This is a genomic window from Kitasatospora sp. NPDC048286 (assembly GCF_043201735.1).
Lineage (GTDB): Bacteria > Actinomycetota > Actinomycetes > Streptomycetales > Streptomycetaceae > Kitasatospora.
The window spans coordinates 430,007-446,352 of record NZ_JBICZE010000008.1 but is presented as its reverse complement, the minus strand read 5'-3'; the positions used below and the strand labels follow the sequence as shown (position 1 = coordinate 446,352).

13 protein-coding genes are annotated in these 16,346 nt (G+C 74.9%); 11 read left to right on the top strand and 2 right to left on the bottom strand.

What is annotated here, in order from left to right; all coding sequences use genetic code 11:
* Positions 1–193: 193 nt before the first annotated feature.
* Positions 194–1,177, top strand: a complete 984-nt coding sequence (locus ACGF13_RS22010; protein ID WP_392877570.1) for an RICIN domain-containing protein — start codon at positions 194–196, stop codon at positions 1,175–1,177.
* A 74-nt stretch (positions 1,178–1,251) separates the two neighbouring features.
* On the opposite strand, the gene ACGF13_RS22005 is transcribed toward ACGF13_RS22010, so the two are convergent.
* The gene (locus ACGF13_RS22005) at positions 1,252–2,337 is read right to left on the bottom strand and encodes a Rieske 2Fe-2S domain-containing protein (protein WP_392877568.1); all 1,086 of its coding nucleotides are present in this window, start codon (positions 2,335–2,337) and stop codon (positions 1,252–1,254) included.
* A gap of 203 nt (positions 2,338–2,540) precedes the next feature.
* Between ACGF13_RS22005 and ACGF13_RS22000 the strand changes: the two genes are divergently transcribed.
* The 8 genes from ACGF13_RS22000 (at position 2,541) to ACGF13_RS21965 (ending at position 12,361) form a co-directional block, all read left to right on the top strand.
* The gene (locus ACGF13_RS22000; protein WP_392877566.1) at positions 2,541–3,173 is read left to right on the top strand and encodes an AAA family ATPase; all 633 of its coding nucleotides are present in this window, start codon (positions 2,541–2,543) and stop codon (positions 3,171–3,173) included.
* A gap of 183 nt (positions 3,174–3,356) precedes the next feature.
* Positions 3,357–6,620, top strand: coding sequence for a hypothetical protein (locus ACGF13_RS21995; protein WP_392877564.1), 3,264 nt, complete (start codon positions 3,357–3,359; stop codon positions 6,618–6,620).
* Positions 6,617–7,327, top strand: a complete 711-nt coding sequence (locus ACGF13_RS21990) for a DUF4255 domain-containing protein (protein ID WP_392877562.1) — start codon at positions 6,617–6,619, stop codon at positions 7,325–7,327. Before ACGF13_RS21995 ends, ACGF13_RS21990 begins: the two co-directional genes overlap by 4 nt.
* Entirely contained in the window at positions 7,324–9,468 is a 2,145-nt protein-coding gene (locus ACGF13_RS21985) for an AAA family ATPase (protein ID WP_392877560.1), read from the top strand. Before ACGF13_RS21990 ends, ACGF13_RS21985 begins: the two co-directional genes overlap by 4 nt.
* A 222-nt stretch (positions 9,469–9,690) precedes the next feature.
* Positions 9,691–11,223 carry a phage tail sheath family protein gene (locus ACGF13_RS21980; protein ID WP_392877559.1) on the top strand — a complete coding sequence of 511 codons (1,533 nt, stop codon included), beginning with the start codon at positions 9,691–9,693 and terminating at the stop codon, positions 11,221–11,223.
* A 60-nt stretch (positions 11,224–11,283) separates the two neighbouring features.
* A complete protein-coding gene (locus ACGF13_RS21975) occupies positions 11,284–11,724 on the top strand; it encodes a phage tail protein (protein ID WP_030290301.1) in 441 nt (146 codons plus the stop codon).
* Positions 11,721–12,206, top strand: a complete 486-nt coding sequence (locus ACGF13_RS21970; RefSeq protein ID WP_392877558.1) for a hypothetical protein — start codon at positions 11,721–11,723, stop codon at positions 12,204–12,206. The genes ACGF13_RS21975 and ACGF13_RS21970 overlap by 4 nt, the downstream gene beginning before the upstream one ends.
* A complete protein-coding gene (locus ACGF13_RS21965; RefSeq protein ID WP_392877556.1) occupies positions 12,203–12,361 on the top strand; it encodes a DUF6760 family protein in 159 nt (52 codons plus the stop codon). The genes ACGF13_RS21970 and ACGF13_RS21965 overlap by 4 nt, the downstream gene beginning before the upstream one ends.
* A 520-nt stretch (positions 12,362–12,881) precedes the next feature.
* On the opposite strand, the gene ACGF13_RS21960 is transcribed toward ACGF13_RS21965, so the two are convergent.
* Complete coding sequence (locus tag ACGF13_RS21960; RefSeq protein ID WP_392877555.1) at positions 12,882–13,334, bottom strand: hypothetical protein; 453 nt, start codon at positions 13,332–13,334, stop codon at positions 12,882–12,884.
* Positions 13,335–15,231: 1,897 nt separating this feature from the next.
* Between ACGF13_RS21960 and ACGF13_RS21955 the strand changes: the two genes are divergently transcribed.
* Together ACGF13_RS21955 and ACGF13_RS21950 are read left to right on the top strand one after the other, a co-directional pair.
* Entirely contained in the window at positions 15,232–15,798 is a 567-nt protein-coding gene (locus ACGF13_RS21955) for a hypothetical protein (RefSeq protein WP_392877553.1), read from the top strand.
* Between the two features lie 81 nt (positions 15,799–15,879).
* Positions 15,880–16,305 (top strand): phage tail protein, encoded by a 426-nt coding sequence (locus ACGF13_RS21950; RefSeq protein WP_392877551.1) that lies wholly within the window; start codon positions 15,880–15,882, stop codon positions 16,303–16,305.
* Positions 16,306–16,346: the final 41 nt, after the last annotated feature.

The following is a 16,346-nucleotide window of genomic DNA, read 5'->3' as shown; positions in this document are numbered from 1 at the left end:
GCAGACGCCCCGCAGGGAAGGGACACCGCCGCCCCGTCCGGCAGCCGCCGGCTGTCGGACGGGGCGGCTTCCGTTTCCGTACCGGGATCGAATCCGTCACCCTCGCCCGGAGCCGCCCAGAAGTGCCTCTCGGGCATGCCCCCTGCCAGGCTGTCAGAGCCCTCCAGCACCTCCTGGCGACCTGGAACGGAGCATGCCCGACCTGCCAGCAACCCAATATCCAGGCCAAGACCAGCCCCGACCTGACGAAGCACTACCAGGCAGTGCTTGTCGATGTACCGCTCGACGGTGTTGCGCTACTTGTCGGCCTCGCGGTCGAAGGCGGAAGGACGGGCGCCGCGGGACGTGGAAGGCGGCGCCCCTCCCGGGTCACGTCGACGCCCGAACGTTCCCGGCCAGGCATGAGCGAGCGGGACACCCACCGAGCGTCGTCCGAGTCCCAGGTCCGGGCGGTGCCGACCGCCACATGCCCGTGGGGGCAGGAGGAATCGCGGCCCCGGGCGTCCACGAGCGGCCTCGCGATGCCGAGGTCGGATTCCCCTCGCGTCACTTGATGCACTCTCCTCCCCGACCCCGGATCCTGGCGCATTCCCGCGGTGACTTCGCCGGCCTTCCCGGCAATGCTGATGGGGCTCGGTCCCGACAAAGGGAGGATCGCATGAAGAAGTCATTCGCTTTTCTCGGTGCTGCGACTCTGGTGGCCCTGCCGATGGGAGGGGCGGCTTCCGCCGAAACGACGACCACAAGTCCCTCGCTGCAGTCCGTGGTTCACCTGGTGAACGACCACAGCGGACAGTGCCTGGTCTCCCGAGGGTACGGCGAGAGCTACGCCCAGCAGTACACCTGTGACTACAACCTGGGGACCAACTGGGCCGACCAGCACTGGAACTTCACGGGCAGCAGCTGGGACGACGTCCAGGTGCGGAACGACAGCAGCTCCCTGTGCCTGGCCGTGCGCGGCGGGGACAACAACGCCACCGCCGTCCAGACCACCTGCGGGGCGTGGCCGGACCAGCACTGGCAGGTCCGCTTCGACCCGAACGGCAACGGCCACTTCATGCTGGCCAACCGCTACAGCGGGAAGTGCCTCGCCGTCCAGGGCTTCGCCAATGACACGGTGGCCATCCAGTTCGACTGCAACAACGGCTATCAGGACCAGTGGTGGCACGCCGCCTGAACCGGCCGACTCGCTCGTGCCCGGGCGCCCCGGGTACGAGCGGTACGGGCTCTCCGTCTCCTGGCTCCCGGGCGTCAGTCGAACCGGGCGGGGTCGGAGTCCTGGGGGCCGGGCACGTGCCGTTCGTTCTGGTCCTGCGGATAGAACTGCCGGGCCCAGTGCCGGAACTGGCCGATCGGTCCGTCCCCCTTGGCGAGCTTCGGGTGCGGGCGGTACTTCTTGCTGTACCAGATCGGGTAGTCGACGGCGGTGAAGTCCTCGCTGGCCCTGATCAGCGGGCCCATCAGCAGTCGGGACAGGGTCCGACTCGCCTGCCGCGCCAGCGGCTTCGGCAGGATCGACGGCTCGTCGAAGACGAGTCGGCTCGCCTGCCGGTACTGCATCCGGTTGGGCTCGATCATGGTGCCCATGATCAGCGTGCACATCCGGGTGCGCAGCCGCGGTGTGTGGCTGTCGGAGTGCAGGAAGCCGATTCCGTAGCCGTCGACCTCGATGTCGATGGGGCTCTCGCCGATCAACGGGAACTTCTCGCGCACCCGCATGGAGACGTGGAAGGTCTTCTCGCCGAAGACGACGGGAACGGGGAGTTCGGCCTTGGCCCAGCCGTGCAGGGTGCCGAAGTGCCCCACGTCGACGGAGTTCTCCATGATCTCCTGGGCGTGGCCGGGCATCTCCCAGGTGCCGTAACGCCGGGGCAGGTGGCCGACGGTGTGGATGGCCGGGATCTCCCAGTCCGGGGCGCGGCCGTCGTGGTGCCACCAGACGAACACGGTCTCGTTGATCTCGTGAACCGGCAGCCCGGTCAGTGAGGCCTTCGGGGGTGGTGTGCCGTAGCCGGTCCGCACGCACGCGCCGTCCGGGCCGTACGCGAACTGGTGGAACGGGCAGACCAGGTCGTCGCCGTCGACCCTGGCCAGGCCCAAGTGGGAGCCCAGGTGCGGGCAGTAGGGCCGGACGGCTCGAACGCGGCCGTCCCGCAGCCGGTACAGCACCACGTCCTCGCCGTGGAGCCGCCGGGTGAGTACGGAGCCGGGCTTCAGCTCGCCGGAGAACGCCAGCGCCGACCAGCCGTCGGGGTAGGGAAGAACAGGGGTCAGCGTCAGGTCTGCACGGCTTGGCCCCTGGGTAATATTCTGTGCATATTTACGAGACAGTCGCATGCATTCCTCCTGGACTGGATTCGATGCGAATCATATTCCAGAGGTGCTGAGAATTTCGGCGAGGGAATGGGTTTGGGTCATTCATATGGGATATGAAATGCCCGGTGTGAATTCTCCATCGGTCGGACGCGGGTTCCGGGTGCCCGCTCGCATCGAGCGGGCACCCGCCGTGATGCGGGAGGCCAGGTCAGTAGGGTCGGGGCATGCTCCTGTGGATCAACGGCCCGTTCGGCGCCGGCAAGACCCAGACCGCCCACGAGATCCGGTGGCGCCTCCCCGGCAGCGTCGTCTGTGACCCCGAGCACGTGGGGTTCGGCCTGCACCGGATGATGCCGCCGTCGCTGCGCGGGGACTTCCAGGACCTCCCCGCGTGGCGGCAGGGCGTCGTCGAGGTGCTGGACCGGGTGCTCACCGGGCACGACGGTGTGGTGATCGCGCCGATGACGGTCGTCGAGCCGGAGTACTTCCGCGAGACGGTCGGTCGGCTGCGCGAACGCGGCCACGACGTCCGCCACTTCGCCCTGCTGGCCGAGCGCGGGACGGTGCTGCGACGGCTGCGCGAGCGCGGGGGCGGGCACGTCCTGCAGTTCGTGGCCGGGAAGGACGCCCCGCTGCGCCGGGAGAGCTTCGCCGTGTCGAAGCTCGACCTGTGCCTGGAGCGTCTGCGTGAGGAGGAGTTCGCCCAGCACGTCTGGACCGATCGGCTGACGGTCGCCCAGGTCGCCGACCACATCGCCGCGTCCTCGGGCCTGGTCCTCGCTCCGAACGGCGACGGTGCGCTCCGAGGCCGTCTCCGCCGCGCCTGGACAGGGGTCAAGCACATCCGCTTCGACTGAGCCCCGGCCGCAAGCGCCCGCGCGGGAAGTCGGCCCGGTCGACTTCCCGCGCGGGGTGCGCCGCGGACTGCCCTTTGGGGACATCACCTCTTACCCCCACTGAGGGTGCCCGGGCTCTCCCGTGACGCGCCCGCACCGGGGACACTGCGGGGGAGACCGCCCCTGCAACCTGTGAGGTCGAGCGTGATCGGCGCCACCGCCACCCCCCGCTCCGTCCGGCGGCCGGCCAGGGCCGCCGTCGCGGTGCTGCTCGCGCTCGCGGCGGCCCTGGTGACCCTGACCGGCGCCGCCCCCGGTGGGCCGGGCGCCGCGGCCCCGGTGGCCGCGGTCGACCCGGCGGCCGGGCGGATCGTCTTCGCCGGCACCGACCACCGCGGCCTCGGCAAGGTGACCGGCGCCGAGTCGAGCACCCCGCTGTTCGGGCCCGGCCCGATCCACTTCGACCGGGACCCGTCGGCCCGCGGCGACGAGGTGGTCTTCACCAGCCTGCGCGACAGCCCGCTGCCCCAGGTGTACCTGCGCGACGCGGCCGGCGCGGTGCACCGGCTCACCACCGGCATGGACACCTCCCGCCCCGCCCTCGCCCCGGACGGCAAGGGCGTCGTCTTCGAGGCGCTGGAGGACCGCGGCGGCGACAGCAAGCCCCAGCACGTCCTGTGGGCCGTCAACCGGGACGGCAGCGGGCTGCGCCGGATCACCGACGGCGCGGCCGACGAGACCCATCCGACCGTCTCGCCCGACGGGAAGTGGATCGCCTACTCCTGCGACGGCGAACCGTCGCACCGTCAGATCTACCTGAGGCCGTTCACCGGCGGCGCGCCCGTCAAGGTCACCAACGTGACCAACGGGGACGCGATCGACCCGACCTGGAACCCGGTCGACGACGACGCCCACCGCAACGAGATCGTCTACACCTGGGACCAGGGCGCCCAGGGCCGGACCCTGATGCTCACCTCGCCCACCGGCGGCGACAAGGCCTTCTTCCCCGGCACCGGCTCCACCTGGAAGACCGGCTCCGCCGCCTGGACGGCCGACGGCACCGGAGTCGTCTTCCTCAGCGCGGACCTGCTCGACCCCAACAACCCGAGTCCGCAGCCCGACCCGACCCGGCCGCCCGTGGTGAACCTCTACAGCGCGCTGACCTGCAACTGCAAGGCGCCCGAACTGCTCTACCGGGCCGACCGGTTGATCTCCTCGCCGACCTGGCTGGGCCCGCAGCAGGGCGGCGGCCCCGTCGTCGAGCAGACCAGCGCCTCGGGCTCCAACGTCGCCGACGTGGAGGACATGCGCCCCGACGGGTCCGACCCGCGCGACCTCGGCATCAGCGTGCTCCGCGAGGACCCGGCCGCCGACGGCAACACCAGCACCGACCCGGCCGCCGACCCGCTCTTCCACCCCCGCCCCGGCTTCGACCCCTGGTACGAGCGCCAGACCTACACCCCCGACGGCCGCCAGATCGTGGTGACCCGCTACGAGGACGGGCCCGCCGGGCGGATCCAGCGGATCTGGATCGCCGACGGCGACGGGGCGAACCCGCAGCCGATGAACCTCGCCGGGCGCGGCCCCGACGACCGGGACACCGACCCGTCGCTCTCCCCGGACGGCAAGCTGATCGTGTTCAGCCGCAGCGCCCCGGCCGCCGACGGGCAGCCCGCCCGGCCCGGTCGCGTCCTGATCGCCGAGGTGGCCACCGGGCGGATCGTCGGCACCGTCCAGCCGCCCGCCGGCCAGCAGGGCGCCTCCGACGGTCAGCCGTTCTGGTCCCCCGACGGCAAGCTGATCGCCTTCTCCCGGACCGCCGTGATCGACGGCAACGCCGGCAACCTGCACGTCTGGACCGTCTCCGCGGACGACCTCACCCGGCAGACCGACCTCAGCCGGACGGCCTGCCCGGGCAACTGCGACGTCATCGACGACAGCCCCGCCTTCGCCCCCGACGGGCGCCGGATCGCCTTCAACCGCAAGGCCGGTGACGGCGGGAACAACCACCAGGACGGGGTGGTGGTCACCACGCCGACCGGCGCCGACTGCACGGTGATCGTGCCCGCCGGGCTCGGCCAGGGCGCCTGCACCCGGCCGCTGCCCGACCGCCCCACCACCGGGCCCTTCCAGCCCCGCGACGTCGCCTGGACGGCGAACAGCGCGCAACTGCTGATGACCTCGCGCCGCGACGCGCCGCCGAGCTCACCGGAGGGCCTCAAGGTCTACGACTTCGCGACCGCCAAGCTCACCGAACTCGACTGGCGGCTGCCGGGCCGCCAGAAGGAGCCGGCCGTCCAGCAGTCAGTCGACCTGTCGGTCAGCGTGCCCGAGCGGACCCCGGCCGTCCCCGTCGACGGCAGCACCGACGTGACCGTCACCGTCACCAACAAGGGCCCCGCGCCCTCGCCCGGCACCGTCCTCACCGTCTCGGTGCCGACCGGTGCCCGGCTCGGCAAGCTGACCACCCCGACCGGAACGTGCGACGCCGCGGCGCTGCGCTGCGAACTCGGCACCATGGCACCGCGCGCGGTGATCCGGATCACCGCCACCCTGATCGGCACCCGGCCCGGCTACCCGGACTTCGGCTGGAGCGTCACCGGAGCGGTCCAGGACCCGAACCCCGACGACGACTCCGCCCGGACCTTCCTGCCGGTGCTGGAGCCGCCGACCCCGTCGCCGACACCGACCCCGACCCCCACCCCGTCACCGACGGCCACGCCGACCCCGACACCGACCCCGACCACCCCCGCACCCAGCCCGACCGCCACACCCAGCCCCGCCCCGCCGCCGCCCCCGGCGCCCGCCCCCGTACCGCCGCCCCAGGCCGGCCCCACGATCGCGGTCGACGCCCAGCCGAACCCCGGCTACGTCGGCGGCCACGTGACCGTCAGCTACACCGTCCGCAACACCGGCCAGGCCCTCGCCACCGGTCTGCGCCTGACCCTCGGCCTGCCCGCCGGAGTGCCCACCGAGGCCCTGCCGCCCGGCTGCCGGGCCGGCACCTGCACGGTGAGCGACTTGGCCCCGGGCCGCAGCGCCGTGGTCCGCGTGGTGCTCTCGCCCGTGGCCGCGCTGGACACCACCATCACCGCGGAGCTGACCACCACCGGCACCGACGCCACCCCGGGACCGCACCGGGCGAGCACCCCGCTGCGCATCCTCCAGCCCCGCATCGTCGCGGTGCCGCCGATCGGCAAGCCCGGCTTCGTCACCTCGGTGCGCGGCGTGGACTTCCCGCCAGGCACGCCCGTCCGGTTCACCTGGAACCCCGGCATCACCGCCGCGGCCGCGCCCACCCGCCCCAAGGGCGACGGCACCTTCGCCGGCCAGCTGCTCATCCTCCCCAAGGACGAGACCGGCCCGCGCACCATCACCGCCGAAGGCCCCGGCTTCTCCCCGGTGACCTGCCCCTTCCTGGTGGTGGAGGGCAGCATCGGCCCGCCCGGGGAGGTGGAGCGGCGGTGATCCACGAAGTCGACGAGGCACTACGGCAGTTGCTCGCCGAGACCGGCCTGCCCGAGCGCGGGATCGAGGTGGTCTTCGACGCACCCACCCGGGACTTCGCGGCCCGGCGCAACGCGCCCACGGTCAGCGTCTTCCTGTACGGGCTGCGCGAGGACACCGGCCGCCGGCAGACCGGCACCGTCGCCGAGTACGACGCGGACGGCCTGGTGACCGGCCACCGCCCGGCGCCCCGCTGGTTCGAGCTGGCCTACCTGGTCACCGCCTGGACCAACCGGCCGCAGGACGAACACCGGCTGCTGGCCGAGGTGCTGCAGTGCCTGACGGCCACCGACACCCTGCCCGCCCGGCTGCTCACCGGCAGCCTCGCGGAGCTCGGACTGACCGTCGCGCTGGACATCGCGGGGCGTGACACCGGCCTGCCGTCGGTGTCCGACGTCTGGTCCTCGCTCGGCGGGGAGCTGCGGCCCTCCGTCGACCTCCGGGTGCTCGCCCCGCTGCCCGGCGAGCGCAGCCCGGCCGGGCCGCCGGTCACCGAGGGGCTGGTGCTGCACGCCGGCGACACCACCCCGGCCGGGCCGCCGCCCACCGACGGGCCGGGCCGCCGACTGCGCTACCAGGGCACCGACGACCCGGGGCCGGACGGCTTCGCCGCGCCCAGGGAACGCGGGCTGCCGCCCGGCCGCCGGCCACGGGGCAGGGCGCGATGACCGTCGACCTCGAACAGCCCGTGAACGACGCACCGCCGAGTGCCCGGCCACCCGGCCCGCACCACGACCACCTCTGGGAGCGGCTGCACCGCGTCGAGCAGAAGGTCCGCGCCGCGGTGCGCGAACGCCGGGCCGACGACCCGGACCCGGACGACCCGTACCGCGGCCAGTACCTCGGCCCGGAGGCGGTGGAGCGCATCCTGGCGGCCTCCGCCACGGTGTACGGGGCCACCGGGGACCTCGGCGACGGGCCCGCCCCGCCGCCCGACTCCCGGCTCGGCCGGCTCGCCGCCGCCTTCGGGCTGCTCCCGGTGGACCTCGACCTGCTGCTGGTCGCCCTCGCCCCCGACCTCGACTCCCGCTTCGAACAGCTCTACGGCTACCTCAACGACGACCTGACCCGCCGCCGGGCGACCATCGGCCTCGCCCTGGAGCTGTGCGGACAGCCCGGGGCCGGCGCCGGCCGCTTCCGGTTCTCCGTCCGCGCCCCGCTGGTCGCCGGCGGCCTGCTGGAGGTCACCGAGCCCGACCGCCCGCTGCTCTCCCGCACCCTGCGCGTCCCGGACCGGGTGACGGCCCATCTGCTCGGCGACGACGAGCCGGACGGCACCCTCGCCGGGCTGGCCCGCCGTGCCGAGCCCCGCTTCCGGCTGCTCGACGAGCGGCCCGACGAGCGGTCCCACGAGCGGTCCCACGAACGGTCCGGCGAGCGGCCCGACGAGCGATTGCGCGCGCTGGCCGCCAACGGCGGGTTCGTCCACCTGCTGGACCGCAGCGGACACGCCGCCCCGATCGCGGTGGCCGCCCTCGCGGCCGACGGCCCGCCGCCCCTGCTGGTCGACGCCGCCGCGCTCGCCGCCCGCCCGCCGGAGGCCACCGTACGGGTGCTCGCCCGCGAGGCACGCCTGGCCGGGGGCGGCGTGGTGCTCGGACCGCTGGACCGGCTCGAACCCGAACGGCCCGAGCGGGCCGCGCTGCTGCGCGAACTGTGCGCGGCACTCGACGGCGTCCCGCTGGTCGTGCACGGCCCGCAGGTCTGGGACCCGACCTGGGCGGCCCGGAGCCCGGTCGTGGTCACCGTCCCACCGCCGGACGCCCGGGTACGGGCCGAGCAGTGGGCCGGCGCGCTCGGCGCGGAGCTGGACGAGGAGCTGGCCGAGGCGGTCGCCGCCTACCGGCTGGACGGGGAGCAACTGGCCCGCGCGGCCTCGGTGGCGGCCAGGACGGCGGCCGCCGAGCGGCGCCCGGTGCGGGCCGAGGACCTGCGGACGGCGGTGCGGGCGCAGAACGCCGCCGGCCTGGCCCGGCTCGCCCGCCGGATCGAGCCCGGGGTCGGCTGGTCCGACCTCGTGCTGCCCGCCCCCACCGCGGGCCGGCTGCGGGAACTCGTGCTGCGCGCCCGGCACCGCGACCAGGTGCTCCGGCAGTGGCGGATGCGCCCGGGCGGCGGCCGGGGCAACGGCGTGATCGCCCTGTTCGCCGGGGAGTCCGGCACCGGCAAGACGATGTCCGCCGAGGTGGTCGCCGCCGAACTCGGCATGGAGCTGTACGTGGTGGACCTCTCCACCGTGGTGGACAAGTACATCGGCGAGACCGAGAAGAACCTGGAACGGATCTTCACCGAGGCCGCGCAGGTCAACGGCGTCCTGCTGTTCGACGAGGCGGACGCGCTGTTCGGCAAGCGCTCGGAGGTCAAGGACGCCCGCGACCGGCACGCCAACGTGGAGACGGCGTACCTGCTGCAGCGGATGGAGTCCTTCGACGGGATCGCCGTGCTGACGTCCAACCTGCGGGCCAACCTCGACGAGGCGTTCACCCGCCGGCTGGACGTCATCGCCGAGTTCCCGCTGCCGGACGAGACGCAGCGGCGCCTGCTGTGGGACCGCTGCCTCGGGCCGCTGGTGCCCCGCGGTGACGACCTCGACCTGGACTACTGCGCCCGGAACTTCGAGCTCACCGGTGGCTCCATCCGGGCCTGCGCGGTCTCCGCGGCCTACCTGGCCGCCGGGACGGGTGCCCCGCTGGGCATGGCGCAGCTGGTGTCCGCGGTCGTCGGCGAGTACCGGAAGCTCGGCCGGCTGGTGCTGGCGAGCGAGTTCGGGCCGTGGCTGGGCCGGCTCGGGGACGCCGGGCACGGCTGACGGGCTGACGGGCTGACGGGCTGACGGGCTGACCGGCTGCCGAGGTGCCGGGGGACGGCGGGGCAGCCGGGGCGCCTGGGAGGACGTGCGGAGGTGTCCGCCGGGGGCAGCGGTTCCTGCCCCCGGTCCGGGACCTGCGGACATGTTCCCGGGAGGTGCCCGGGCAGCAGACTCGGAGGCGAATGACCGGCGAATAGCGGTGGTCCAGCCGAAGGAGCGCGTATGCCGTCGTACCTCACCCCGGGCGTGTACGTGGAGGAGGTCCAGTCCGGTGCCCGGCCGATCGAGGGCGTCGGCACGGCCGTCGCCGCCTTCGTCGGCTTCGCCGAGACCGGACCCTTCCACGAGCCCACACTGGTGACCAACTGGGACCAGTACGTCCAGCGGTTCGGCGGCTTCACCGAGGGCACCTACCTGGCGCACTCGGTGTACGGCTTCTTCGCCAACGGCGGCGGCTCCGCCTACGTCGTGCGGGTCGGCGACCCGGCCCGGCAGGCGCCCGGCGCCGCCCCCGCCGTCACCGCGGCCCCGCCCGTCGAGATCGCCGGGTTCCTGTTCTCCGCCCTGCCCGCCGCGGGCGGCGAGGTGTCCGTCGAGGTCGCCGACGCGGAGGGGGAGAACGTCCCCGAGGACCGCTTCCGGCTGCTGGTGCGCCGGGGCGCCGAGGTCGTCGAGACGTACGACGTCTCGACCCGCAAGAGCACCAAGGGCTACGTCGTCACCCAGCTGCGCGAGTCGAAGCTGGTCGCCGTCGCCGAGAAGCCCGGCACCGCGCCGAGCCGCCCCGAGCGCCGCACCCACGCCCTGGCTGCCGCGCCCGCGCCGGCCGCCGTCCCGGCAGGCCGGCTCGACCCGGCCGAGTACGTCGGCGACGCCGCCGCCCGGACCGGCTTCGGCGGCCTGGAGGCGATCGACGAGATCACCATGGTCGCGGTGCCCGACCTGATGAGCGCCTACCAGCGCGGCGACCTCGACGACGAGGGCCTGCGCACCGTCCAGCTGGCCGTGATGTCGCACTGCGAGCAGATGGGCGACCGGATCGCCGTCCTGGACCCGCCGCCCGGCCTGAACGCCCAGCGGATGCGCACCTGGCGCAACGAGGAGGCGGGCTTCGACTCCCGCTACGCCGCGCTCTACTACCCGTGGATCAAGGTGTTCGACCCGGCGAGCGGCCGCAACGTGCTGGTCCCGCCGAGCGGCCACGTCGCCGGGGTGTGGGCGCGCAGCGACGCCGAGCGCGGCGTGCACAAGGCGCCCGCCAACGAGGTCATCCGCGGCGCGGTGGACCTGGAGCTGCGCCTCAGCAAGGGCGAGCAGGACCTGCTGAACCCGATCGGCGTCAACTGCGTGCGGGCGTTCCCCGGGCGCGGCATCCGGATCTGGGGCGCGCGCACCCTCTCCTCCGACCCGGCGTGGCGCTACCTGAACGTGCGCCGGCTGTTCAACTACCTGGAGGAGTCCATCCTCCTGGGGACCCAGTGGGTGGTCTTCGAACCCAACGACGACCGGCTGTGGTCCAGCATCCGCCGGAACATCACCGCGTTCCTCACCGAGGAGTGGCGGCGCGGGGCCCTGTTCGGCCAGACCGCGGCCGAGGCCTTCTACGTCAAGTGCGACCGCGACAACAACCCGCCGGAGTCCATCGACCTCGGCCAGGTGATCTGCGAGATCGGCGTCGCCCCGGTGAAGCCCGCGGAGTTCGTGGTGTTCCGGCTGTCCCAGTTCTCCGACAGCACGAGCCTCGTCAACGAGTGACCGGCCCGGTCGGCACCACCACCCCTCGGCACCCCTCGCATCGGAAGGTGACAGAAACCCATGGCTGAAGGCGATCCGCTCTCCACACATATCTTCGGCGTCCAACTCGGCGGCTACAACGTCGAGTCCGTCAAGGAGATCAGCAACCTGACGGTCGAACAGGACGTCGTCGAGTACAAGCAGGTGACTCAAGAGGGCAAGCTGATCGTCCGCAAGCAGCCCGGCGCCCGGCTCCCCGGCGAGGTGACCATCACCCGCGGCCTGGACAAGAGCGGCGCGTTCACGGACTGGATCAAGGAGACCCTCAACAACGGGGCGATCAACACCGCGCGGCAGAACCTGACCATCGAGGTCAAGGACACCACCGGTGCCACCCTGCGGCGCATCCAGCTGACCAACGCCTGGGCGAGCCGCTGGGAGGGCCCCACCCTCAGCGCCGGCGAGTCCAGCGCCGCGACCGAGACCGTGACCATCGTGTTCGAGGAGATCTCGGTCGAGTGAGGCGCAAGATCGGCCTGGACGAGCTGCTGGAAGGGGCTCCGGCCCCGCAGAACGCCGCGCCCCAGCAGCAGGCCCCGGCGGCAGCGGCGGCGTCGCAGCCCCGGGGGCGGGCGCCGCACACCGAGTTCGAGTTCGAGCTGCCGCTCGGCTACGTCGACGACGAGGGCACCGTCCACCGGCACGGCGCCATGCGCCTGGCCACCGCCCGCGACGAGCTGATGCCGCAGATCGACCTGCGGGTCAAGGAGAACCCGGCGTACCTCAGCGTGGTGCTGCTCAGCCACGTGATCACCAGGCTGGGCGACATCACCGACGTGCACGCCGGGGTCGTCGAGCGGATGTACGCCACCGACGTGGCCTTCCTCCAGGACCTCTACCAGCGGATCAACAGCGAAGGCCACACGCGCGCCGCGGTGACCTGCCCGCACTGCGACGGCGCCTTCGAGGTCGACCTCGCCGGTGGGCGCCTGGGGGAATCGTGACGTACGCGCCTGCTCGGCTGTACGAGGAGATCGCGTACGTCGCGTACCACTTCCACTGGCAGCGGGAGGACATCCTGGACCTGACCCACCGCGAACGCGGGCAGTGGGTCAGGGAGATCGCGCGGCTCAACACCCGCATCAGCGAAGGCGGGTGAGCCGGGTGGGGCTTCGGGACTGGATCGGCCGCCGCAGGGGCGGCGAGACCGGTGCTCCCGTCGGCGTGGAGGCCGACGGGAGCACCGGTGGGGGCGTCGGGGAGGCCGCTCCCCGGCGGCGCCCGGCGGCCGGGGACGGGGGCTGGCGCGCCGTCGCGCCGCTGGTCCCGACCCTGGCCGGGCCGGCCCACGGCGTCAGCGACGGCCTGACGTTCCGCTCCCGGCTCACCGCCTGGCAGGACCCTTCGCTCTGCGGCCCGCTCGGCCACGCGGTCCTGCCGACCGCCCCGGTCGGCATCCTGCGGGCCGTGGCGAGGCCGGGCCTGCCGGACCCCGCCCGCACGGGCGGGGACGACCTCGTCGTGCCGGTGCTCCCGGTCCAGGCCGGGCCCGAGGAGCCGGCGCAGGACGGGCCGTCGGGCGCGGCCCGACCGGCCGCGCCGGTCCAGCGCTCCGTCCGGCTGCGGCGACTCCCGGTGCGGTCGGCGCCGCGCCCGCCGCGCGCGGGAGGGGGCGAGCGTCAGCCGGTCGCGGCCGGGGCCGACGGCGGTGCGCCGAGGCCCGCTGCGGCGGCGCCCGTTGTGCCCGTGCCCGGCAGGTCGAAGTCCGCTGCGGCGAGGGCCGGTTCGCCGAAGGCCGGTTCGCCGAAGGCCGCGGCACCGCAATCCGCTGCCGGAACGCCCGCTGCTGCTGCGGCGGCGAGTGCGCCGGCTGCCGTCGGGGCGACGCCCGAGGCCGTCACGGCCTCCCCGCTTCCGAACGAATCCGCGGCCCGGACCGTCGAGCGTCCGGTGCGTCCGCGTTCCGTGGGCGCTCCGCTGGTCGTGGCGAGGCGCCCCACGTCGCTGCCCGCGCGCCCGGTGGCGGCCGTCCCGGGAACGGTCAGGGCGCCGGGCGTCGCCACCGAGCCGACGGCCCGGGGCACCGACACACCGACGCCCGCCGCGATGACGGAGACACCGACCGACGGCACGCGCCCTCCCGCGAGCGGCGAAGCCGCCGTACGGACGGCGTCCGGTCCGGCCGCGGCGTCCGCGCCCGCGTCCGCGCGGAGCGGGCGGGCCGAAGGGGTGGTCCAGCGTGCCCCCGCGAGCGGCCCCGCCGCGGCGCCCGCCCGCCCGGTCCTCGGCGCGCCCCTGACCGCGCTGCCCGCAAGCGCCACACCGCTGGCCACCGACGGTCCCCGGGCCGCTGACGCCGCCTCGGGGGCGCCGGCCATGCCCGTCGTCCCCGCCGCCGCGGCCGGGTCTCCCGTCGTCGGGACGAGCCGGCCCGACGGCGCCCTGCCCTCCGGAGGCGGGGGCCGTGACGCCGCCCCGGCCCGTCGCGCCCGTACGGCCGGCGGCCCGGCAGGCCAGGCGCCGTCCCGGCCCGAGCGCGGGAACGCCGGCGGCGCGTCCGTCCAGCGCACGCCCTCCTCCTCGCCGACCCCCGAACGCGCCGCGCTGGCCCGGCCCGCACCGACCGCTGCCCGCGCGGGCGGGCCCGTCGAGGGTGCGTCCGTGCAGCGCGCGGCGTCCGACGCCGCCACCTCGTCGCACACTCCGTCGACGCCGGTCCGGCCCGATTCGGCTCCTGCCCGCGCGAGCGGGCCTGCCGAGGGCGTGTCCGTGCAGCGTGCGCCGTCGGTGCCGCTCCGGCCCGCTCCCACCCTCGGGGGCGCGAGTGGGCCCGTGGAGGGCGCGTCCGTCCACCGCGCGCCCTCCGGGGCCGCCACCCCCTCGGCACCGGTCCAGCCCGAGCCGGCCCCGGCCCGTACGCGCGGGGGCCTGGGCGCGCCGCTCGACGCGCTGCCGCCGACGGCGGCCGTGGCCGGTGCCGCCGCGCCGCTGCTCGGCGGGCGCCGACCGGTGCAGCGGATCGCGGCCCCGGCGGCGGACGGCGCCGCGCCCGCCGTCGTCTCGCCGGTGGCCGGTGAGGGGATGCCCGTGCAACGCGCCACCGGGCGCCCGGGCGACACCCCGTCCGAGAGTCCGACCCAGACCGGCCATGACGGGCGACCGGCAGGCCCGACCGCCCCGGCCGCCGATGGCAGCGGACGCCGCAGGCGCGGACCGGCAGCCGGACGCCCCCTGCCCTCCGCTGCCCCACAGGGGACTGTGGGTACCTCCGCCGCCTCGCCGTCCGGAAGTGGCAGTGGCAGCGGCCCCGAGCGGCGGCCGGATGCCTCGGTGCAGCCGACCGCTCCCGGGCCGCGCCCTGCGAGCGCCCCGCCCCGAGGCGGCACCGCTCCGATGCCCACCGTGACGGTGCCCGCCCGTCCGGCCCCGGGCGGCCTGGGCGTGCAGCGCGCCGTCCAACTCATCGGCACGCGGCGCGGGTTGCTCGGCGACCGCCGGATGTCGGTCTCCCTCGCCACTGCGCCGGCGCCGTCCGCGGCCGCTGCGGCCGCGTCGGCCGGGCCGTCCGGCGCCGGTCCGGCGTCGACGCCACCCGTGGTCCGGGCCGCCTGGCCCAACGCCCTCACCTCCCACCCGGACGCTGCACCGTCGGCCGCTGCCGCGCCGCAGCGCTCACAGGCACCGGACCGGCCCTCGCCGGGCGGCCGCGACGGCGGCCCGGCAACCGGGAGGCCGGCCGGACGGACGAACCCGGGGCGGCTCCCCGCCCTGGGGACGGCCGCGCCGCGCGGGGTGGTGGCCGCCGTGCAGCGTGCTTTCTCCCGACGGTCCTCGGGCCGGGCCGGTCACCCGTCGGCGCAGGGAGGTCCGCCGGTGCCCGGCGGCACCACCCCGACCGCGGCCGTGCCCGCGCACGCGTCGCAGGTGCTGCCCGGTCGAACCCGTTCGGCAGTCCCGAACACGGGTGCACCGGCGTGGCCTCAGTCCGACGTCACGAGCCCGGGGCGGTCGGTCCTGCAGCGAGCCACGGTGCCGACGTCCGCCGCGCGCCCGCCGGTCGTCCGGCTCCGGCCGGTGACGCCCCCGGCGGCCCAGTCGATCCAGCGCCTCCCGGCCACCTCCCACCCCCCGCAGCCGTCCCCGGCGCAGCCGCCCACCCTCGCGTCCCCGGCGGGCGCGGGCTGGTCGGCGGGCCCGCAGCCCGCCACCGCGTCCGCGTCCGTACCCGTGGTGTCCTGGTCCCTGCCGACCGGGCAGGCCGCGAACGCCCCCGCCGTACGGTCCACACCGTCCGCGCGGGCCGTCCCGCCCACGCCCGGCACGGCCCGGGTGCTGCAGCGGGTGGCCGAGCAGAACGGCCTGGCCGGGATCCCGCTGACCGCCGTGCCCGCGCGCACCCCCACCACGGTGCAGCGGGCCGGGGCCGCGGAACCCCCGGCGCAGGCCCCCGGCGGGCCGCACGCCAAGCCGTCCGCGGACCCGTCCGACCTCGACGAACTGGCCCGGCGCCTGGTCGAACCCGTCGGCCGGCTGCTGCGCACCGAGTTGCGCAGGGGCCGGGAGCGCAGCGGCAAACCGTACGACATGCGCCGCTGAGCACGGGCCGCGACGCGGACCAGGTGAACGGCCGCCAGAAGGCCGCAGCAGCGACGTGACCGGAAGCAGGGAGCAGAAGCGATGACCGACAACATCTTCGCGTCCAGTGTGTTCTTCAGTCTGACCATCGGCGGCAACGACCTCGGCGAGTTCACCACCTGCTCGGGGCTCGGCGCCCAGGTCGAGATCGAGCAGTACGCGGAGGGCGGCAACAACGGCTTCGCGTGGCAGCTGCCGGGGCGCATCACCTGGTCGAACATCACACTGACCCGCGCGGTCACCGCGGACACCACCAAGATCACCCGCTGGCTGTCCGAGATCGTCCGCAAGGTCGAGCCCAAGGACGGCGAGATCGTGGCGCTGCGGCCGGACCTGAGCCGGATCGTCGGCTGGCAGGTGATGGGGATCGTCCCGGTGCGCTGGGAGGGGCCGTCCTTCGACCCCGCCAACTCCCAGGCGGCGATGGAGACCCTGGAGATCGCCCACGCGGGCCTGCGTCCCTCCTGACCCCACCCCTCCCGAACCCGTCCACCCCCGACCCGCGGAAG